This is a genomic window from Pseudomonas gingeri, assembly GCF_013385425.1.
Classification (GTDB): domain Bacteria; phylum Pseudomonadota; class Gammaproteobacteria; order Pseudomonadales; family Pseudomonadaceae; genus Aquipseudomonas; species Aquipseudomonas gingeri_D.
Genome location: NZ_JACAQA010000002.1, coordinates 149,283 through 168,111 on the forward strand (window position 1 = coordinate 149,283; position 18,829 = coordinate 168,111).

Annotated in this window: 18 protein-coding genes; 9 read left to right on the forward strand and 9 right to left on the reverse strand. The window is 61.9% G+C overall.

The genetic code is table 11. From position 1 onward, the window contains the following. Positions 1–32: 32 nt before the first annotated feature. The 7 genes from HX830_RS01220 to HX830_RS01250 all read left to right on the forward strand — a co-directional run bounded on the left by HX830_RS01220 (position 33) and on the right by HX830_RS01250 (position 9,893). Positions 33–2,666: an MGH1-like glycoside hydrolase domain-containing protein gene (locus tag HX830_RS01220; RefSeq protein WP_177098716.1), complete on the forward strand. Its 2,634-nt coding sequence runs from the start codon at positions 33–35 to the stop codon at positions 2,664–2,666. A 412-nt stretch (positions 2,667–3,078) separates the two neighbouring features. Beyond that, positions 3,079–3,372, forward strand: coding sequence for a hypothetical protein (locus HX830_RS01225; protein WP_103494645.1), 294 nt, complete (start codon positions 3,079–3,081; stop codon positions 3,370–3,372). Between the two features lie 286 nt (positions 3,373–3,658). Beyond that, the gene (mgtA, locus tag HX830_RS01230) at positions 3,659–6,370 is read left to right on the forward strand and encodes a magnesium-translocating P-type ATPase (RefSeq protein ID WP_177098717.1); all 2,712 of its coding nucleotides are present in this window, start codon (positions 3,659–3,661) and stop codon (positions 6,368–6,370) included. A 171-nt stretch (positions 6,371–6,541) separates the two neighbouring features. Beyond that, complete coding sequence (locus HX830_RS01235) at positions 6,542–6,757, forward strand: hypothetical protein (protein WP_100943779.1); 216 nt, start codon at positions 6,542–6,544, stop codon at positions 6,755–6,757. A gap of 24 nt (positions 6,758–6,781) precedes the next feature. After that, entirely contained in the window at positions 6,782–8,512 is a 1,731-nt protein-coding gene (locus HX830_RS01240) for a Na/Pi cotransporter family protein (protein WP_177098718.1), read from the forward strand. Beyond that, on the forward strand, positions 8,500–8,847 hold the full coding sequence (locus HX830_RS01245; RefSeq protein WP_177098719.1) for a DUF2493 domain-containing protein: 348 nt from the start codon (positions 8,500–8,502) through the stop codon (positions 8,845–8,847). The genes HX830_RS01240 and HX830_RS01245 overlap by 13 nt, the downstream gene beginning before the upstream one ends. Positions 8,848–9,077: 230 nt before the next feature. Further along, a complete protein-coding gene (locus tag HX830_RS01250) occupies positions 9,078–9,893 on the forward strand; it encodes a hypothetical protein (protein WP_256350368.1) in 816 nt (271 codons plus the stop codon). Positions 9,894–9,938: 45 nt separating this feature from the next. On the opposite strand, the gene HX830_RS01255 is transcribed toward HX830_RS01250, so the two are convergent. The 5 genes from HX830_RS01255 to HX830_RS01275 form a co-directional block, all read right to left on the reverse strand. After that, the gene (locus HX830_RS01255) at positions 9,939–10,238 is read right to left on the reverse strand and encodes a putative quinol monooxygenase (protein WP_152739418.1); all 300 of its coding nucleotides are present in this window, start codon (positions 10,236–10,238) and stop codon (positions 9,939–9,941) included. A gap of 164 nt (positions 10,239–10,402) precedes the next feature. Further along, positions 10,403–10,561: a hypothetical protein gene (locus HX830_RS01260; protein ID WP_177098625.1), complete on the reverse strand. Its 159-nt coding sequence runs from the start codon at positions 10,559–10,561 to the stop codon at positions 10,403–10,405. Positions 10,562–10,713: 152 nt separating this feature from the next. Beyond that, positions 10,714–11,508 carry an alpha/beta hydrolase gene (locus tag HX830_RS01265; protein ID WP_152739422.1) on the reverse strand — a complete coding sequence of 265 codons (795 nt, stop codon included), beginning with the start codon at positions 11,506–11,508 and terminating at the stop codon, positions 10,714–10,716. Positions 11,509–11,684: 176 nt separating this feature from the next. Then, positions 11,685–11,990 carry a DUF6482 family protein gene (locus tag HX830_RS01270; RefSeq protein ID WP_152739424.1) on the reverse strand — a complete coding sequence of 102 codons (306 nt, stop codon included), beginning with the start codon at positions 11,988–11,990 and terminating at the stop codon, positions 11,685–11,687. Further along, positions 11,987–12,523, reverse strand: coding sequence for a DUF3833 domain-containing protein (locus HX830_RS01275; protein WP_152739426.1), 537 nt, complete (start codon positions 12,521–12,523; stop codon positions 11,987–11,989). The genes HX830_RS01270 and HX830_RS01275 overlap by 4 nt, the downstream gene beginning before the upstream one ends. 486 nt (positions 12,524–13,009) lie before the next feature. On the opposite strand from HX830_RS01275, the gene HX830_RS01280 reads away from it, so the two are divergent. Beyond that, positions 13,010–13,795 carry an EAL domain-containing protein gene (locus HX830_RS01280; protein ID WP_152739429.1) on the forward strand — a complete coding sequence of 262 codons (786 nt, stop codon included), beginning with the start codon at positions 13,010–13,012 and terminating at the stop codon, positions 13,793–13,795. A 102-nt stretch (positions 13,796–13,897) separates the two neighbouring features. After that, positions 13,898–14,548, forward strand: coding sequence for an HAD family hydrolase (locus tag HX830_RS01285; protein ID WP_177098720.1), 651 nt, complete (start codon positions 13,898–13,900; stop codon positions 14,546–14,548). Positions 14,549–14,557: 9 nt separating this feature from the next. Here the strand turns inward: HX830_RS01285 and HX830_RS01290 are convergent, their stop codons facing one another. The 4 genes from HX830_RS01290 to HX830_RS01305 all read right to left on the reverse strand — a co-directional run bounded on the left by HX830_RS01290 (position 14,558) and on the right by HX830_RS01305 (position 18,710). Next, a complete protein-coding gene (locus HX830_RS01290; protein WP_177098721.1) occupies positions 14,558–15,811 on the reverse strand; it encodes a 3-phosphoshikimate 1-carboxyvinyltransferase in 1,254 nt (417 codons plus the stop codon). Positions 15,812–15,897: 86 nt separating this feature from the next. Next, positions 15,898–16,521 (reverse strand): helix-turn-helix transcriptional regulator, encoded by a 624-nt coding sequence (locus HX830_RS01295; RefSeq protein ID WP_177098722.1) that lies wholly within the window; start codon positions 16,519–16,521, stop codon positions 15,898–15,900. 84 nt (positions 16,522–16,605) lie between these two features. Continuing rightward, positions 16,606–17,577: an ornithine cyclodeaminase gene (locus HX830_RS01300; protein ID WP_177098723.1), complete on the reverse strand. Its 972-nt coding sequence runs from the start codon at positions 17,575–17,577 to the stop codon at positions 16,606–16,608. Further along, complete coding sequence (locus HX830_RS01305) at positions 17,574–18,710, reverse strand: aminotransferase class I/II-fold pyridoxal phosphate-dependent enzyme (RefSeq protein ID WP_177098724.1); 1,137 nt, start codon at positions 18,708–18,710, stop codon at positions 17,574–17,576. Before HX830_RS01305 ends, HX830_RS01300 begins: the two co-directional genes overlap by 4 nt. Positions 18,711–18,829 lie beyond the last annotated feature (119 nt).

An 18,829-nucleotide genomic window follows, 5' to 3' on the forward strand; every position in this document is an offset into this window, starting at 1 on the left:
TGCTGCTCACTCCCCGAGCGACGGAAGACCCGATGACGGCCAAACCAACAGCGACGCTTCTCGACACCCTTGAAGGCCAGCGCCTGGCCGGTGAGGATGCCACCCGCTGGCGCGAATGGGGACCATACCTGAGTGAACGGCAATGGGGCACGGTACGCGAGGACTACAGCGCCGACGGCGATGCCTGGACCTATTTTCCCCACGAGCACGCCCGTAGTCGGGCCTATCGCTGGGGCGAGGAAGGTCTTGCGGGGTTTTCCGACAAGTCCCAGCACTGGTGCCTCGGACTGGCCCTCTGGAACGAGCGCGACCCGATTCTCAAGGAGCGCCTGTTCGGCCTGAACAATGCCGAAGGCAACCACGGCGAAGACGTCAAGGAGCTGTACTTCTACCTCGACGGCGTGCCCAGCCATGCCTATATGCGCATGCTCTACAAATACCCGCAGGCGGCCTTCCCCTACAACGACCTGATCACCGAAAACGCCCGGCGCGGCCTGGCCGATGCCGAGTACGAGATCCTCGATACCGGGGTGTTCGAGGACAACCGCTATTTCGATATCACGGTCGAGTACGCCAAGCAGGGCCCGAACGATATCGTCATGCGGGTCAGTGTGCATAACCGCTTTCACCAACCTGCCCGCCTGCGCGTGCTGCCCCATCTCTGGGCGCGCAATGACTGGAGCTGGAGCGACCACGCCCGACGGCCGCGCCTGGTCCTGGAAGGTGACAAAATCAGCGCCCAGCACGCCGGCTGCGACCCCATGCAAGCCAGCGCCTGGGGCGATGACGGCTTTGAGTGGCTGTTCTGCGAAAACGAAACCAACACTCGGCGACTGTATGGCTCGCAAGACCGCGGACCGTTCAAGGATGGTATCAACGACCATGTGGTGAACGGTGCCGATAGCATTCGCCGGGATACCGGGACACGGGTGGCAGCGCACTTTTCCCTGGCGCTGCAAGGGGATGAAACCCGCACGGTCTACCTGCGTTTCGCGCCGCCCGATGCCGCAAAAATCAATGCCCGCCACCTGTTCGAAAAGCGCCGCCAGGAAGCCGATGACTTCTATGCCGCCCTGCAGGACGGTCTCGAAGACGCCGACGCGCGCAATGTCCAGCGCCAGGCCCTGGCCGGCCTGCTGTGGTCCAAGCAGCTCTATTACTTCGATGTGAACCAGTGGCTCGACGGCGACCCGACCCAACCGCAACCACCGGCCGAACGCCTGCACATCCGCAACACCCACTGGCGGCACCTGTCGAACTTCGACATCGTCTCCATGCCGGACAAATGGGAATACCCCTGGTACGCCTCCTGGGACCTGGGTTTCCAGGCGGTGGCCTTCGCCCTGATCGATCCGGGCTTCGCCAAGCACCAGTTGCTGCTTCTGGTCAAAGACCGCTTCATGCACCCCAACGGCCAATTGCCCGCCTACGAGTGGCGTTTCGACGACGCCAACCCACCGGTGCATGCCTGGGCGTCATGGCGGGTCTACCAACGGGAAAAACAGCTGACCGGCAGCGGTGACCTGGATTTCCTCGAGCGGATCTTCCACAAACTGCTGCTGAACTTCTCCTGGTGGGTCAACCGCAAGGATGCCGAAGGCCGCAACCTGTTCCAGGGCGGCTTCCTGGGCCTGGACAATATCGCCCTGTTCAACCGCTCCGACGACATCCCGCCCGGCTACACCCTCGACCAGGCCGACGGCACCGCCTGGGTCGCCGCCTATGCCCTGGACATGATGCGCATCGCCCTGGAACTGGCCAAGCGCAATCCGGTGTATGTCGATATCGCGGTGAAATTCTTCGAGCACTTCCTCTATATCGCCGGGGCGATCAATCGGGTCGACGACAGCGCCGAAGGCCTCTGGGACAACCAGGACGAATTTTTCTACGACGTGCTGCAACACCCGGACGGCCAAAGCGAACCGGTGCGCCTGCGCTCCATCGTCGGCTTGATGCCACTGTTCGCCGTGCTGGTGCTGGAGCAGCGCGAACACGAAGGCCTGCCCGGCCTGCGCGAGCGGTTGCTGGGGTTCATGCACCATCGGCCCGACCTCGCGGCACTGGTCTCGCGCTGGAACGAACCTGGCGACGGCAATCGCCTGCTGCTGGCCCTGCTGCGTGGCGAACGCACCAAGAACCTGCTCAAGCGCATGCTCGATGAAGCCGAGTTCCTCTCCGACTTCGGCATCCGCTCACTGTCCAAGGTGTTTGCCGAACAGCCGCTGGCAATGCAGCTCGACGGCAAGACCCTGAGCGCCCGCTACCAACCGGCGGAGTCCGACTCGCGCCTGTACGGCGGCAACTCCAACTGGCGCGGGCCGTTGTGGATGCCGGTCAACTACCTGCTGATCGAATCGCTGCGCGAATTCCACCGCTACTACGACGATCACTTTTCCGTGGAATACCCCAGCGGCTCGGGCTATCTGTCGTCCCTGGACGAAGTCGCCGACAGCCTGGGCCAACGCCTGACCTCACTGTTCCTGCTCGACGAGAACGGATGTCGCCCAGCCATGGCGGCCTACACGCAATTGCAGGCCGATCCGGCGAGTCGCGACCTGGTGCTGTTTCATGAATATTTCCATGGCGACAGCGGACGCGGCCTGGGGGCCTCCCATCAGACCGGCTGGAGCGCGTTGGTGGCCTTGCTGCTGCAACCGCGGCGCTGATCCGCGATAAAAAAGTCCGGTCATAAAATTAAGTGGATATGTACTCGAGCGCCACGGCGATACATATTCACCTCATTGAAACAAACAACTTCAGAACTCAATACCCGAAGACTATCTCCTTCACTTCAGCTTATATTCAGGTTACTCCAACAAAACGCTGCATTTGATATTGACTTCAAGCACCCCGTTGAGTAAATTCCCCCTGCCTGCTGCTCAGGCCTTTTTTCAACTCACAAAAGAACCCAATGGACACAGTATCTAGACGCTGTCCGGTTCCCGCGAATGCGGCTCACCGGGCGCTTAACCCAGAAAATGACGGGACTCGACGTACAGGTCGGGTGAGCTGCGCCAGGGCTTGATGCTCTTTCCGTAACTCGCCTCTGCCGGCGCCAGTCCGGTCGAGAGGTGTGTTATGACTTTCAAAACCTACGTAATGCCAGGCGTTCGCGCCTTTGCTTCGAACATGCGCGTCAAATTGTCCCGTGAGCCGGTGAAGTCGGCCCGCGGCAACGCCCTGTTCGCCGCCCCCTCCTCCAAGGCTTCGGCACGCGCTTGCGTCTGCTGGCGTATCTGCCCGGCCACCGGCCAGCTGCAACAACGCTGGAATTTCGATGACAGCCAGGACCCGCAGAGTCCCGGGCTTGCGCAGCTGTTCCAGCGCGCCGGCCTGACCCTGAACCTGTATGTCGAGGCCCGCGCCGCTTAATTATCCGGCACTGACACTGACAACTACCGCCCCTGCACTCCCCACTTGGAAGTGCACGGCATAGTTATGCCTTTAATTATTAAAACTTGAGTATTTCATTATGGACGAAGCCAGTAGGCGGTTCGCTGTTCGTCATTATTTGGTGAACGGGCAGCGAACGTTAAAACCTTATACACCCTCTTACTCGAATCACTCGCATCCGCGTGACTCGGCCTGTATTCGTTCGCCTGTTGAATAGGTGAGTCGTCTATATGCCCGGTCACGAAGACGTGACAGAGGCATCGCTATGAACGCAGTCAAAGACCCTATCCGGCCCACCGGAAACCGTGCGACGCAAGACACCAAACTGTCGATGCGCGCCGCTCGCGAATCGCAACACACCCTGGCCACCACCCTGAGCAACGTCAACGCCAGCCGTGACGGCCTGACCGAACTGGACGCCGCCGGCCGCCTGCAACGCGAAGGCTTCAACGAAGTCGCCCACGACAAGCCGCCACACGTCCTGATCCAGTTCCTCCAGGCGCTGAACAACCCCTTCATCTACGTGCTGCTGATCCTGGCCGGCATCAGCTTCTTCACCGACTTCTGGCTGGCCGAGCGCGCCGGTGAAGAAGGCGACCTGACCAAGGTCATCATCATCATGACCATGGTGACCCTGAGCAGCACCCTGCGCTTCTGGCAGGAACACCGCTCGGCCAAGTCCGCCGAAGCCCTCAAGGCCATGGTCCGGACCACCGCCACGGTGCTGCGCCGCGAGCAGCTGGGCAACAAGCCAGTACTGCGCGAAGTGCCGATGCGCGAACTGGTGGCCGGCGATATCGTGCAGTTGTCGGCCGGCGACATGATTCCGGCGGATATCCGCCTGATCGAATCCCGCGACCTGTTTATCAGCCAGGCGGTGCTCACCGGTGAAGCCTTGCCGGTGGAGAAGTACGACACCCTCGGCGATGTCGCGGCCAAATCCGCCTCCACCGGCACCGACCAGAGCAATCTGCTGGACCTGCAGAACATCTGCTTCATGGGCACCAACGTGGTCAGCGGCACCGCCAAGGCCGTGGTGGTCGCCACCGGTGCGCGTACCTACTTCGGCTCGCTGGCCAAGGCGATTGTCGGCTCGCGGGTGCAGACCGCCTTCGATCGCGGGGTGAACAGTGTCAGCTGGCTGCTGATCCGCTTCATGCTGGTGATGGTGCCGATCGTGTTCCTGCTCAACGGTTTCTCCAAAGGCGACTGGAGCGATGCCCTGCTCTTCGCCCTGGCGGTCGCCGTCGGCCTGACCCCGGAAATGCTGCCGATGATCGTCAGCGCCAACCTCGCCAAGGGTGCCATGGCCATGGCCCGGCGCAAGGTGGTGGTCAAGCGCCTGAACGCCATCCAGAACTTCGGCTCCATGGACGTGCTGTGCACCGACAAGACCGGCACCCTGACCCAGGACAAGATCATCCTCGAGCACCACGTCGACGCCACCGGCCAGCGCGATGACGCGGTGCTGGGCCTGGCCTGGCTCAACAGCTACCACCAGAGCGGCATGAAGAACCTGATGGACCAGGCGGTGCTGCAATTCTCCCGGGAGACCCCCAACTTCCAGGAGCCGTTCGCCTACAGCAAAGTCGATGAACTGCCCTTCGACTTCGTCCGTCGGCGCCTGTCGATCATCGTCCAGGACAGCCATGCCGATCACCTGCTGGTGTGCAAGGGCGCGGTCGAGGAAATGCTCGCCATCTCCAGCCACGTCATGGAAGGCAACGAGGTCGTAGCCCTGGACGAGCAACGTCGCAAGGCCTTGCTGGCCCTGGCCAATGATTACAACAAGGACGGTTTCCGCGTCCTGCTGCTGGCCACCCGCGACATTCTCAAAGGCCAGACCAAGGGGCAATACAAGACCGCCGACGAGCGTGACCTGGTCATCCGCGGCTTCCTGACTTTCCTCGATCCGCCGAAGGAAACCGCCGGGCCGGCGATTGCCGCCCTGCGTGAGATCGGCGTCACGGTCAAGGTGCTGACTGGCGACAACGCCGTGGTTACCTGCAAGATCTGCCGTGAAGTCGGCCTGGAGCCAGGCCTGCCGCTGCTGGGCCAGGACATCGAGCATATGGACGACGCGACCCTCAAGCTGCGGGTCGAGGAGCGCACGGTCTTTGCCAAGCTGACCCCGTTGCAGAAATCCCGGGTGCTCAAGGCCCTGCAATCCAACGGCCATACCGTCGGTTTCCTCGGCGACGGCATCAACGACGCCCCGGCCCTGCGGGATGCCGACGTCGGGATCTCGGTGGACAGCGGCACGGACATCGCCAAGGAATCGGCCGACATCATCCTGCTGGAAAAGAGCCTGATGGTGCTGGAAGAAGGCGTGCTCAAGGGCCGCGAAACCTTCGGCAATATCATGAAGTACCTGAACATGACCGCCAGCTCCAACTTCGGCAACGTGTTCTCGGTGCTGGTGGCCAGTGCGTTCATCCCGTTCCTGCCGATGCTGTCGATCCACCTGCTGCTGCAGAACCTGATCTACGACATCTCCCAGCTGGCCCTGCCGTGGGACAAGATGGACAAGGAATACCTGCGCAAGCCACGCAAGTGGGACGCGAAGAACATCGGGCGTTTCATGCTGTGGATCGGGCCGACCTCGTCGATCTTCGACATGACCACCTTTGCCCTGATGTGGTACGTGTTCGCCGCCAACAGCGTGGAAGCCCAGGCATTGTTCCAGTCCGGCTGGTTTATCGAAGGCCTGCTGTCGCAGACCTTGGTGGTGCACATGCTGCGGACCCAGAAGATCCCGTTCTTCCAGAGCACTGCGTCACTGCCGATCATCGTCATGACCTGTCTGGCGGTGTCCATCGGCATCTACCTGCCGTTCTCGCAACTGGGCACGCTGGTGGGCCTGGTGCCGTTGCCGATGGCGTACTTCCCATGGCTGGTGGGCACCCTGCTGGCCTACTGCGTGGTGGCCCAGAGCATGAAGATGTTCTATATCCGCCGCTTCAAGCAGTGGTTCTGATGCGGTTCGTCAGATAACACCGAACCTTGTAGGAGCAGGGCTTGTCCGCGAAGGGGACCTCAAGACCGCTAAAAGCTTCGCGGGCAAGCCCTGCTCCTACAGGTGCGTGGTGTTCATACGATTGTATTCGCGCATTGGCACCTATAACCCGGCCATCCCCCGGAGCCCACCATGGAACCACTCAGCCAGTTCCTCGCCGTTCTCGACTACAGCTATCGGGCGCTGTCGGTCCTGTTCCTGACCAAAGCGGCAAAAGTGGTCAGGCGGGTCACCGTGAAGCTCTATGTTCGCGGGACGCTGACCGCTATCGAAATGCGCTACCTGCTGGCGTTCTCCAGCACCATCAGTCGTGTCTCGGTGAGGTTGCTGCGCCCACCCAGAAAGTAAAAAACCAGTACGTGGAGAATCCTCATGTCTGGAACCGCTCTGTTGATCCACCTCGCCGGCGCCATCGCCTTGTTGCTCTGGGGCACCCATATGATTTCAACCGCCCTGCTGCGTGGCTTCGGCACCCAGCTGCGCAATGGCCTGGGCCGCAATCTCGATAAACGCTGGAAGGCCCTGCTCTGTGGCATCGGCATCACCACCGTGCTGCAAAGCAGTACCGCGGTAAGCCTGATGGCCAGCTCTTTCACCGCCGCCGGCACCCTCAGTCTCGCTCCGGCGCTGGCGGTGATGCTGGGGGCCAATATCGGCTCGACCCTGGTTGTGCAACTGCTCAGCTTCGACACCTCGATCGCCATCCCCCTGGTACTGCTGGCGGGCTTCGTGGTGTTCCGTCTGCGCGACGACTCGCGTTATGAAAGCGTCGGCTGCGCCCTGATCGGCCTCGGCCTGATGCTGCTGGCGCTGAGCCTGCTGGGTGCCGCCCTCGGGCAGATGGAAAGCACGCCGTTGTTCCATGTGGTCATGCAAGGCCTTGACGGCGACCTGTTGATCGCCTTGCTGGTGGCGCTGCTGCTGACCTGGATGTGCCATTCCAGTGTCGCGGTGATCCTGTTGATCGCCTCCCTGGCCAGCACCGGGCTGATGTCGCCGGTGACCACCCTGGCCCTGGTGCTCGGGGTTAATATCGGCGGCGCCTTGCCGTCGGTGATGAATGCCGGCACCCCGGTCGCCCGACGCCTGCCCCTGGGCAATCTGCTGGTGCGGCTGTTCGGCGCGCTGCTGTTGCTGCCGTTCGCCTCGCTGCTGGGCAAGAGCCTGGCCGCTACCGCCATCGCCCCCGCGCAGTTGGTGGTGTACCTGCATATCGCCTTCAACCTGCTTCTGGGCCTGGGCTTTATCGGTTTGGTGGATTGGCTTGCCAAGGGCCTGACCCGACTGCTGCCGACACCGGAGCAGGCCGCCGACCCGGGCATGCCGCAGTACCTCGACGAAGCCGGCCTGGAAGTGGCCAATATCGGTCTCTCGAACGCCGTGCGCGAAGCCCTGCGCATCGCCGACATGCTCTCGGTGATGCTCGATCGGGTACTGCAACTGTTCCAGAAACCCGGCGAGGTGTCGGCCGAGGCTATCCGCCAGCTCGACCAGTCCCTGGACCTGCTCAGCGCGGCGATCCGCGCCTACCTCGCGGATATCGGCCAGGACGGCCTGAGCGACGAGGATGCCGACCGCGCCCAGGAAATCCTGATGTTCGTGATCAACCTGGAGCATGCCGGCGACATTCTCTCGACCAACCTCGCCCAATTGGCGGCGCGCCGTCGGCGCCGTGGCGAACGCTTCTCGGAGTTCGAACTGGGGCACATCTATCCGTTGCACGAAGAGCTGCGCGAAAGCCTGAGCCTGGCGGTCACCGTGTTCCTGCGCGAAGACACCGTCACGGCCCATCGACTGGTGGAGCGCAAGGAGGTGATTCGCCGCCTGGAAGCCGGCGCCAGCCGCGAACACTTTCGCAAGCTCAGTGCCGACAAGAGCACCTGGGCCGAATCGGGGGATATTTTCCAGCGGGTGCTGCGCGATTACCGGCGTGTACACCACCACATCGCGGCACTCGCCTATCCAGTGCTCGAACGCTCGGGAGAACGCGTCCCGGAAACTCAGTCCCCGGGCGCGAACGAGCCTGCACCCGGGCCTGTACACGCCCTTGAACTCAACGACGAGCCCCGGCTCGACAAGGATAACTACCCATGCGCGTCCTGATCTGCGCCGGGCGCTATTACCTGAACGCGGCGATGTGCCGCAAGGTGCTGGAGGCTTATCACCAGACCCGCAAGATCAGTGTCCTGATTCATGGCGGCAACCAGTTCCTGGGCAGTGAGATCGAGGATTGGGCCCGGGAAAGCGGTACGCACCTGGTGCGCTATCCGTCCAATTGGCAGCTCTATGGCAAGCAGGCCGAACGCCGGCGCAACCAGTTCATGCTGATGGACAGCGAACCGCAGCTGGTGATTGCCTTTCCCGGCGGCCACGACACTGAAGAGCTGGTGGCCCAGGCCAGGGCCATGGAGATCGATGTCCTGTCCCTGGAGGACTGAGCGTCTGTTCACCCCTTATCAAGCAACACCCTGCCCGGCCTTTTACCTAGGTAGAGGTCAGGCCATTGCCTGCACGCGGTCACTGACCGCCCACCCCGAAGGAGCATCAAGCATGAATGAAGAACCCGGTTGTAACGCGTACCACCACGACCTCCATACCCCTTTGCCCGTTTCACGACGACGCGCATCCGACGCGCGCGCCCGTGAGCATCTGATCACCGAGGCCTGCCATGAAAAAATCCACTTCTCGCCACACCAAGCGAACGACCACCGCCCGGCCGACGCCGACGGTTTCCAGCTCCCTGCTTAAACACCTGCCCCCGGCCCAGCGCCGCGCCCTGCAACGCACGGTGGTGCTTGTCGGTGCCACTTTCAGTACCTTCCTGCTGCTTTCGCTCTACTCCAAGGCCCACGCGGCCGGCGGCTCGTACGTCGTCGATGATGGCGGGATCAACGACCCCGGCCAATGCAATATCGACACCTGGTACAAGAGCGGCCGGCACAACGCCGCCAGCGGCGAAACCGTGCTTTCGGCGGACTGCACACCGACCAGTCTGCCCGCCGTGCAACTGGGTGCCGACATCAACCGCAGTCGTGACGACGGCGAGCACACCACGATGCTGAGTCCGCACCTGAAGGCCTCGATTTTCACTCGGGAAGACCTGGGGCTCGAAGCCGCAGTAGTGGCCCAGGCCCACGTTGCCACGGATCGCCGGCATGCCTTCGACGGCGCCGACCTCGCAGTGCCGCTGACCTACACGCCTTTCACACCCTTGCGCCTGACCGTCAGTGCCGGCTGGTACCACGCCCATAACGACGGCGCGCCCAGCGAGGGCCGGAGCTGGGGCGGTGGTGTGGAATACGATGTGCTGAAGTCGCTGACCCTGGTGGCCGAACGTTTCGGCCAACAAAATGGCGACCAGGGCTGGCAGGCCGGACCGCGCCTGCATATTGGCAAAAATCTCGACATCGACCTGGTGGCCGGTCAGCACCTGTCGGGCGATCGCGATCGTTGGTTCACCACCGGCGCGACGGTGCGCTTCTAAGCCACCGGCAACGAACCTGGTGCTTGCACGCCAGGTTCATCAGCCTTACTGCCCAGGCACCTCATCCAACAGCAGGACCTGGCGCTCACTCAACAAATCACCGATCGCCGCGGCCATCGCCTTGTAGTGCGCGGTGCCGCGGTGGTGTTCGATGGCGGCCTGATCGATCCAGCGCTCGACGAAGATGAAACGCTCGGGGTCGGCCTGATCGACATGCAGGATATATTCACGGCAACCAGGTTCGGCGCGGGACGGGACCACGCAAGCCCTGAGATGGGATTCCAGCTCTGCTGCCTTGCCCGGTTTGGCATGAAGACTGGCAACGACACGAATTTCATGGTTCATGGAATTTCCTGGAAAAGGGAGATGAAGTCGTCAGCGATCATGAGCCCTTGCTCCGACGCCTTCAAGTCAAAGGAGTGCATTCGCCACAGGCGCGATATTGATTGGGACCGGGTTTTCAACGGCAGACGAACAACACAGCCCGGCTTTGCACCGGGCTGTGTGTCTCAAGGTTTGAGCGGCAGTTCTTCATCAAGCTCAGAAAGGCTTTTGCCATCGTCGGGGTGTTTCCAGGTTTGCGGCACCTGGTGATCGTCTTCGTTGCCGGGGGTCTCGCTGAGCGGTTCTTGATCCTCATCCGGGATCGGCACCTTGCGCCAGGGCATGGCCTGGACACCCGGGTACGCAAACGCAGTGAACGGGGAAGCAGGTTGAGTATCCATACGCACCTCGCATCAGCAGCCCGGACCATCCGGGCTGTCAGTTTCAGTGTAGGCCTAGCCTGCCGCCCCCTCCACCTTGTGGCCGTCGACTGCGACTATTTGGCATCCAGCGCGTGTTTCGCCGCCTGCTCGATCAGCGCCGCCACTTCCTTGGGGTGGGACTCGTAGACCGCATGGCTGGCGCCAGCGATTTCAATGGTGTGGCTGTTGGCGCGCTTGGCGTACATGCGCTCCAGGTCCGGGTTGATGATCCGATCGGCTTTTGCCACGGCGTACCAGCTCGGCTTGGTTTTCCAGGCGGCCGAAGTAGCGGCGGTGGTAAACACCGAGGCAGAGGTCAGGGACTGGGCATTGGCCTCGAATTCAGCCTGGGCCTTGGGCAGGTCAGCCGCGAAATCAGCGGCATAGAACGCCGGATCCAGGTAGAGGAAGCCGTCCGCGGTTTTCTTCACGGCCTTGGTCAAATTCGGATACAGCTTGCCGTTGGCGGCTTCGGTTTCACCGATATCCAGGGCATGGGCAGCAATGTAGACCAGGCCCACCACATGGTCGTCGGTACCGGCATCGGAAATCACCGCGCCGCCGTAGCTGTGGCCGACAAGAATGGTCGGACCGTCCTGCATCGCCAGGATCCGCTTGACCGCCGTCACGTCATCGCTGAAAGCGGTCAGCGGATGCTGCGCCACCGAGACGTGGTAACCGTCCTTGACCAGGATGTCGTAGACCGGCTTCCAGCCCGCGCCATTCACAAAGGCGCCGTGGACCAGAACGATATTGTGCACGGGGGCCGCTGCCGGAGCCGGGGCCGCCGTTGCGCTGCCGGCCATCGCCAGGGTCATGCAGGCCAGGGAAACGGCCGCCAACAGGGAAGGTACTTTCGCAAATTTCATGGGAATTCGTCTCGCTCGGGATTCGGGTGATCGCCCGGCCTTGTCGGCCATTGCGCCAGTACAAAGTGGCTTGCCCTAGTCCGACGCGCACCACGCCGAGTTATTCCACGACCCGCTGAAAAATATTCGAAAAGCCCGTACCGGCATGCTGCTTACACGCCATCGGACAGCGGCCGTCACCAGGGTGAGGTCAGAGAAAATGGCAGGCGCAGGGGCTCGATGGGACCGTCACGCATACCGCACATCTCGTCGTGGACGACGTGTTGCACCAGCACACAGGGTAGCGACGGCAACTCGCGCAACAACTCACGCACATGACTCGTGGAACGCAGCCGCAGCACTTCACCGCGCGCGTCCAGCAAGGTACGCATGCCCTGCTCCAGTCGAGCTCGCAGCAGGTAGAAGCCGCCCTCCAGCGATAGCAGCTCCAGTTCCTGGACACGCCCTTCGGCGGCCCATTCGCTCAAAGTCTGAAGGTTCATTGCGACACCACCGGCTGCCGGCGGAAAAACAGGGTCACCTGACCCAGTTCGACGCCGAGCTTGCTCATGCTCGAACGATTGATCAAGGTGTCCTCATCCATCAGGTACATCCAGTCGTCGAGGCTCACCTCCCAGGTCGAACCGTCCACCGGCAGGTTCATCTGATAGCGCCAGCGCAGGGCATTGCCCGCTACTTCACCACGCGCCTCGCCGACCACATCGGCGGCACGGCCGGTCCAGTGCCCGGTGGCCCCAGGGGTCAGGGTCCAGATCCGCTGCTGGCGGCTGCCGTCGCTATAGAGGAAATGTTCGTCGAGAATCAGTTGCTCACCTTCGCGACGACTGGCGATCTGCACATGGAATCTCTTGACCACCTCCCCCGAACGTTTCTGGAAGATCCCCCAGGCCTCCACCGGTTGCGAAAAGAAGCGCACCAGATCGAGCGAGGGACGTTCGGCGGCGTAGTGATCGACTTCGACGTTGCCGCAACTGCCCAGCAAGAAGCAACAAAGCGCCATCAGCAGGATTCGCATGCTCCAACACCTCGTAGACTCCGAAAAACTTCAGGAGAACACTCGAAATACTATACAGAAAATAATAATTGTAAAGGTTTTGCCCGACCGGCATCAATTCGACTCCTGTCGAGATATTTGCGAGTCAGAGTGGTAGGCAGCGCGACAGAAAAATCTTGCATCACAGCCGGAAACAACCTGTAGAGCTTGATTTTTCGAGCAGGACGACTCAAATGCAACGCTGTGCATCGGCTCGATGCCGAGCCCAAGAGAACAGCGCTTACCTCCCCGGCATAAGCGATCAAAAAACGATAACCGCCAAAAACCGACACAGAATGAACAACTTATTCAATAAATTCCTATACAAAAACTCACAACCGTACAGATACGTCCACCCACACCGAGATGAAATCAAAGCGCCATCATCCGCTCGCCTTGAACAGGACGGAAAAGGACTATGCTCTGGGAACCCGAAAATATTTCAGGCATTAGCACGAGTGAATCGCTATGAACACGACCCATGGTTCATCCGCAAGCTGTCTTGCTTGTAAAGAGGGCACCGCTCTCGAGTTCGATTTCAGCATGGCATTCCAGCCAATCGTGGACGTCCGCACACACCAGGTATTTGCCTACGAAGCCTTGGTCCGCGGACTTGACGGAAGTGGCGCCCAAAGTATTTTGAGCCAGGTTTCTGAAAGCAATCGTTATGCATTCGACCAGGCTTGCCGGGTAAAAGCAGTCGAATTGGCCGCTCGACTCGTAATACCTTGCTATCTCAGTATCAACTTCCTACCCAATGCGGTGTACCAGCCGGCGGCCTGCATCCGTGCCACGCTGGAAGCGGCAAGGCGCTTCAATTTCCCGACGAGTCGAATTATCTTCGAAGTCACCGAAAACGAGTATCTGGTTGATAAGCAGCATATCAAGCAAATTATGCTGGAATATAGAAAACAAGGCTTCAAGACTGCCATCGATGACTTTGGTGCAGGTTATTCCGGGCTCTGTTTTCTCGCCGAGTTTCAACCCGACATCATCAAGCTGGACATGGAGCTTATCCGAAATATCCATGATGACCGAGTCAGGCAGGTCATCACCGACAGCGTGCTGGGCATGTGTCGATCTCTCGACATACGGGTGATCGCCGAGGGTGTCGAAAGCGAAGAGGAGTATCTCCAACTCCGCCGCCTTGGCGTTGAACTCTTCCAGGGCTACCTGTTCGCCCGCCCGCAGTTCGAAGCACTGCCCAGCATCACATGGCCAACCGAACCAGCGGGCAACGGCCAGACCGCTTGAACAAGCCGTCGACCTGCTCCGCGCACCGGTAAAGACAACCGAAAATCCCGTGCTAGCATGCTGCCTTTGCCCTGCGACAAGGGCTGACAGTGGAGAACGGAGATGGTTGAAGGTCAGCGATTCGCGGCGTTTCTATTCGATATGGACGGGACACTGCTCAACTCCATCGCCAGCGCCGAGCGCGTCTGGGCCCAATGGGCAGAGCGCCACGGCCTCGATGTGGAAGCCTTCCTGCAGACCATTCACGGTGTGCGCAGTATCGAAACCGTGCGCCGCCAGAACCTGCCGGGCGTCGATCCCGAGCGTGAAGCAGCGGCGATCACCCAGGCCGAGATCGACGACGTCGAAGGCGTGATCGCCATCGAAGGCGCAAAAGCCTTTCTCGCCAGCCTGCCGCCGGAGCGCTGGGCGATTGTCACCTCGGCGCCGCGGGCCCTGGCCGAACGGCGGATGGCCGCTGCCGGCCTGGACTTCCCGCCACTGGTGATCACCGCCGAAGATATCGCCCACGGCAAGCCGGCGCCCGACTGCTACCTGCTGGCAGCACAACGCCTGGGCGTTCGCCCACAAGACTGCCTGGTATTTGAAGATGCCCCGGCGGGCATTACCGCGGGAGAAACCGCTGAGGCACGGGTGGTGGTGATCAGTGCGACCCACGCCCACCCGATGGAAACCCCGCACCGGGTGCTGGCGGATTACCGGCAGGTCGCCGTCCATATCAACGATCAGGGCCTGGCGCTGGTCCAGGCCTGATCGAATCGGTCAGATGTACTGCACACCCAGCGAGGCCAGGGCCTTCCAGTAATCCGGGTAGGTCTTGGCCACGCAATCGGGGTCCTGGATGCGGATACCGGCGACTTTCAAACCGGCCAGGGCAAAGCACATGGCGATGCGATGGTCGGAGTGGGTGTCGATCAAGGCATCGCAGGTGGTGCCGGCCAGGGCCGGATCGGCGGCGACCAGCAGGTCGTCACCCTCCACGCTCGCCAGGCCCGGACGAATGCCGTTGAGGCCATCGAACAGCGCCTGGACCCGATCGCATTCCTTGACCCGCAAGTTCGCCAGCTCAACGAAACGCACCGGAGTTTTATTGAACGCCGCCAGTACCGCCAGGGTCGGGATCGCGTCCTGCATCTGCGAACCATTGATCACGGCGGGCATGTGCGGGAACTGCTGGATCACCTCCAGTGCCTTGGCGTCCGGCTGGGTGAAGTCTTCACCGGCCACGCCCAGGTCGATATGACCGTCGGTCAGGGCTTGCGCCGCCCACAGGTAGGTGGCCGCCGATGCGTCCGGCTCGATGCGGTAGTCACAGGCCTGGTAGCCGGTGGCGGCAACGCGCCAGAGGGTTTCGTCGAGCACTTCGACCTGGGCACCGAAAGCCTGCATGCAGGCGATGGTCAGGTCGACGTAACCACGGGCACCGATGTCCTTGCCGGTCAGGGCCACCTCGATCGGGGCCTCGCCGCAGGCCGCCAGCATCAGCAAGGCCGATACGTACTGGCTGGACAAGCCGCCGTCGATCTCGAAACGCTTGGCTTGCACGCCGCCACGACCGTTCACGATCACGGGTGGGCAGCCGGTCTCGCTTTCAACGTCCAGGCCGCCGCGCTGCAGGGCCTCGAGCAGCGGGCCAATCGGGCGCTTGCGCATATAGTGGTCGCCGTCCAGCACCACACGACCGTTCACCGTGGTCACCGCCGCGGTCAGGAAGCGCACCGCGGTCCCGGCATTGCCGAGGAACAGCGGTTGTTCCGGCACTTGCAGCTTGCCGTTGCCGGTGACCACGAAGGTGGTTTCGTCCGGTTCGTCGATCTGCACGCCCATCTGCCGCAGGGCAGTGGACATATGGCGGGTGTCATCGCTTTTCAGCGCGCCGGACAGGCGGCTGGTGCCCTTGGCCAGGGCGGCGAGCAACAAGGCCCGGTTAGTGATCGACTTCGAACCGGGCGGCGTCACCTTTCCGTTCAGGGACGCGTTCGGCGGGATCACGGTGAGGGTTTGCTGCACAGCCATTCATCAACTCTCCAGGCTCGAAAGATAAGCGCACAAGCTCGTGCACCTCGACAGTCCGCCATGATGCCATTAATGCGCCCGCTGGATCATCCGTTTCCGTCGTCGGCGGCAATGGCTTTCAGGTAGTTGTAAACCGTCGCCCGGGAAATCTCGAAGTATTCGGCGAAATAATCGACGAAATTGCGGATATCCAACAGCCCGCCGGCCTTGGCCTCGATCAGTGCCAGGCGGATTTCGGCGCGGCCGAAATCGCTTCGGCGCACGCATTGGCGGGCCGAGATGGCTTCGACGATATCGTTGAGCTTTTCCCGCCAGTCGGCATTGAACAAGGCCTGTGGACGCGGCTGCGGCTGGCTGCCGGCGGCAAAGCCGCTGAGCAGCTTCTGCACCTGGGACAGGGCCGTGACATCGAAATTCAGGCACAGCAGGGCGACGATCTCGCCGCTGTCGGCGCGCGCGGCGATACTGATGGAACGCAACTGGCGATTGTTGGCGCCGTTCTTTTCATAGGGGCCGATGACGTCCGCGCCCTGCTCCAGTTCAGCAAGATCGTCGAGCAACGAGGGATCGCCGACCTTGCGCCGGGAGAAACCGTTGGCGATGTGGGTGATCCGTCCGTTGCGGACATCGTGGACCACCGCTTCAAGGTCGGGAAACAGCAGCGCCGCGAAACCATCGGCGGCGGCGTTCATAAAGGCGATATCGACCATAGGGGAGCCGGGCCATTGAAAATAAGCGGGAATTGTACGCAATGCCCCCTGCAGGAGCGAGCTTGGTGGCGAGGCCCCCGACGCCTAACGCTCCGCGTTGCGCAGCGACTCGATCGCCAGGCTGGCAATGGCAATGTCATGGGCCGCCAGTCCCGTCAGGTCGGCCACGGTCACATCGTCATCGCTGAAGCGCCCCGGGACCTTGCCCGCCAGCACCTGGCCCAGCGAAACATCGGCTCCGGCCTCCACCAACCCCGCCGCCAAGGCATGGGCCAACTCACCCCGCTCGGCGCACTGATGCCGATCATCGGTCATGATCACCCGGGCCCGGGCCAGGATCGCCGGGTCCAGCTCCTGTTTGCCGAGGCTGTCGGCTCCCAGTGCAACAATATGGGTACCGGGCCGTACCGCCGAAGCCGGGACCAGCGCCTCGGTTGAAGGCGTGCAGGTGATCACCACGTTGCAACGCTCGAACAATAGCTCAACGCTCGGCAACGCCTGGGCGATCAGGCCCTGATGGCTGAGACTGGCCGCCAACCGCGCGGCTTTGTCCGGGCTGCGGCCCCAGATAAACACCCGGTCGATCCCCAGCATCTCGGCGGTCCAGCGCGCCTGGTGCTCGGCCTGATGGCCGCTGCCGACAATGCCCAGCGCCGTGACCCGCGACGGCGCACCGGCCTTGGCCGCCAATGCACCGGCGGCGGCAGTCCGCCAACTGGTCAACCAGCCTTCGTCATTGAGCACGGCCAGGGTCGCCCCGGTCCGCGCATCGAAGACCAGCATCAGGCCGTTATTGGTCTCAAGGCCCTTGGCGGCGTTCCCATAGAACCCCATCGCCACCTTGACCACAAACACCCCGCCACCACGGAAATGACCAAACTTGATATGACAGTCCCCCGGCGGATCCTGGAACAGCAACTCACCGCCACGGGGCGCGACGACTTCACCCTCGGCATGGCGGATAAAAGCCTCGCGCACCACCCGCAACATGTCCTTGCGCAGCAGCACGTCGCGCAACTCCCCCAGGCCATGGACCGGCAACGCTATCGGGCTCATGGACGGCGACCGCGCAGGTAGTTGGCAAACACCTCCAGCCCCTCCTCCATATGGGCCCGGCCATAACCGATACGAAAGCGATCCTGGGGCACCGGCCCCAGCGCCGACTCGTAGATGCTCGACGGCAACAGCAGCACGCCAGTGCGCTCCACCAGGTCGGTGGCGAAACGCTCGACCCCTTCGGCCCCGAGGTAACGCGGGTAGGCAATGCAGCCGCCATCAGGGCGATACCACTCGAACAACTCTTCGAACTCGCGGAAGAATCCATCCAGCAGCGTGAGGTTGTGGCGCATCAACTGGTGGATCCGCGCCAGGATCGGCTCGCGAGCCTTGAGCGCGATCCGTGCCAGCACTTCACTCGGGCCGGCGTTACAGATCGACAGGTAATGCTTCATGCGCTCCATGCGCGACAGCAACCCACGGTCCTGGCAGGCGATCCAGCCGATGCGCAGCCCCGGCAAGCCATAGGGCTTGGACATCACCGCCAGGGACAGGCCACGTTCGTAGACATCGGCCACCGCCGGCAGTTGCCCGCCCTCACCCAGGCCCAGCAAGCGATAGGCCTCGTCGCTGAACAGGTAGATACCGTGCTGGCGGCACAGGTCGACCAGAGCGTCGAAACGCTCGCGTTCAAGGATCTTGCCGGTGGGGTTATGGGGAAAGTTGATGGAGATCAGCCGGGTATTGGGGCGGATCGCCGCCGCCACCGCGTCGATATCCAGCGTCCAGCCCTGCTCCGGGTCCAGGGCCACGCCCGTGACCTCGCAGAGACTCAAGGGGATGGTTTCCGAGGACTGGTAGTTGGGCGTTACCACAATGGCGTGGTCGCCTTTGTCCAGCAGCGCATGCATGGCCACATAGAGCCCTTCCTCGGCCCCGGCGAAGCAGAGCAGATCGGCCGGAGCCAGACGCTCGTAGGTTGAAGCGATCACCTCCAGCAACTCGGGCGCGCCAAATGTCTGGGTGTAGCCCAGGGACAAGGTCTCGAAGGCTTCGCGGTCCGGCGCATCGGCCAACGCCAGCAACGCCTTGATGGTCAGGCTTTGCGCATCGGATGCGGTCATATGGTAGCGCGCGGAAAACTCCCACTTGGAAAAGTAGGTTTCCAGGCGGAAATCCGGAAGTGTGGCCATGTGATTTTTCCCCAGGTCGATTCAAGTCACGGCCCTTGCGTCAGGGACATCAGGCCTTGGAATGAGAATACCCAGAACAATACACATTGTCTAATTTTTACAAATTATATAAAAACACA

What these genes read in the sequence shown, in the direction of transcription:
- HX830_RS01220 (WP_177098716.1), top strand. Translation starts at nt 33, where the DNA reads ATGACGGCCAAACCAACAGCGACGCTTCTCGACACCCTTGAAGGCCAG.
- HX830_RS01225 (WP_103494645.1), top strand. Translation starts at nt 3,079, where the DNA reads ATGACTTTCAAAACCTACGTAATGCCAGGCGTTCGCGCCTTTGCTTCG.
- mgtA (WP_177098717.1), top strand. Translation starts at nt 3,659, where the DNA reads ATGAACGCAGTCAAAGACCCTATCCGGCCCACCGGAAACCGTGCGACG.
- HX830_RS01235 (WP_100943779.1), top strand. Translation starts at nt 6,542, where the DNA reads ATGGAACCACTCAGCCAGTTCCTCGCCGTTCTCGACTACAGCTATCGG.
- HX830_RS01240 (WP_177098718.1), top strand. Translation starts at nt 6,782, where the DNA reads ATGTCTGGAACCGCTCTGTTGATCCACCTCGCCGGCGCCATCGCCTTG.
- HX830_RS01245 (WP_177098719.1), top strand. Translation starts at nt 8,500, where the DNA reads ATGCGCGTCCTGATCTGCGCCGGGCGCTATTACCTGAACGCGGCGATG.
- HX830_RS01250 (WP_256350368.1), top strand. Translation starts at nt 9,078, where the DNA reads ATGAAAAAATCCACTTCTCGCCACACCAAGCGAACGACCACCGCCCGG.
- HX830_RS01255 (WP_152739418.1), bottom strand. Translation starts at nt 10,238, where the DNA reads ATGAACCATGAAATTCGTGTCGTTGCCAGTCTTCATGCCAAACCGGGC.
- HX830_RS01260 (WP_177098625.1), bottom strand. Translation starts at nt 10,561, where the DNA reads ATGCCCTGGCGCAAGGTGCCGATCCCGGATGAGGATCAAGAACCGCTC.
- HX830_RS01265 (WP_152739422.1), bottom strand. Translation starts at nt 11,508, where the DNA reads ATGAAATTTGCGAAAGTACCTTCCCTGTTGGCGGCCGTTTCCCTGGCC.
- HX830_RS01270 (WP_152739424.1), bottom strand. Translation starts at nt 11,990, where the DNA reads ATGAACCTTCAGACTTTGAGCGAATGGGCCGCCGAAGGGCGTGTCCAG.
- HX830_RS01275 (WP_152739426.1), bottom strand. Translation starts at nt 12,523, where the DNA reads ATGCGAATCCTGCTGATGGCGCTTTGTTGCTTCTTGCTGGGCAGTTGC.
- HX830_RS01280 (WP_152739429.1), top strand. Translation starts at nt 13,010, where the DNA reads ATGAACACGACCCATGGTTCATCCGCAAGCTGTCTTGCTTGTAAAGAG.
- HX830_RS01285 (WP_177098720.1), top strand. Translation starts at nt 13,898, where the DNA reads ATGGTTGAAGGTCAGCGATTCGCGGCGTTTCTATTCGATATGGACGGG.
- HX830_RS01290 (WP_177098721.1), bottom strand. Translation starts at nt 15,811, where the DNA reads ATGGCTGTGCAGCAAACCCTCACCGTGATCCCGCCGAACGCGTCCCTG.
- HX830_RS01295 (WP_177098722.1), bottom strand. Translation starts at nt 16,521, where the DNA reads ATGGTCGATATCGCCTTTATGAACGCCGCCGCCGATGGTTTCGCGGCG.
- HX830_RS01300 (WP_177098723.1), bottom strand. Translation starts at nt 17,577, where the DNA reads ATGAGCCCGATAGCGTTGCCGGTCCATGGCCTGGGGGAGTTGCGCGAC.
- HX830_RS01305 (WP_177098724.1), bottom strand. Translation starts at nt 18,710, where the DNA reads ATGGCCACACTTCCGGATTTCCGCCTGGAAACCTACTTTTCCAAGTGG.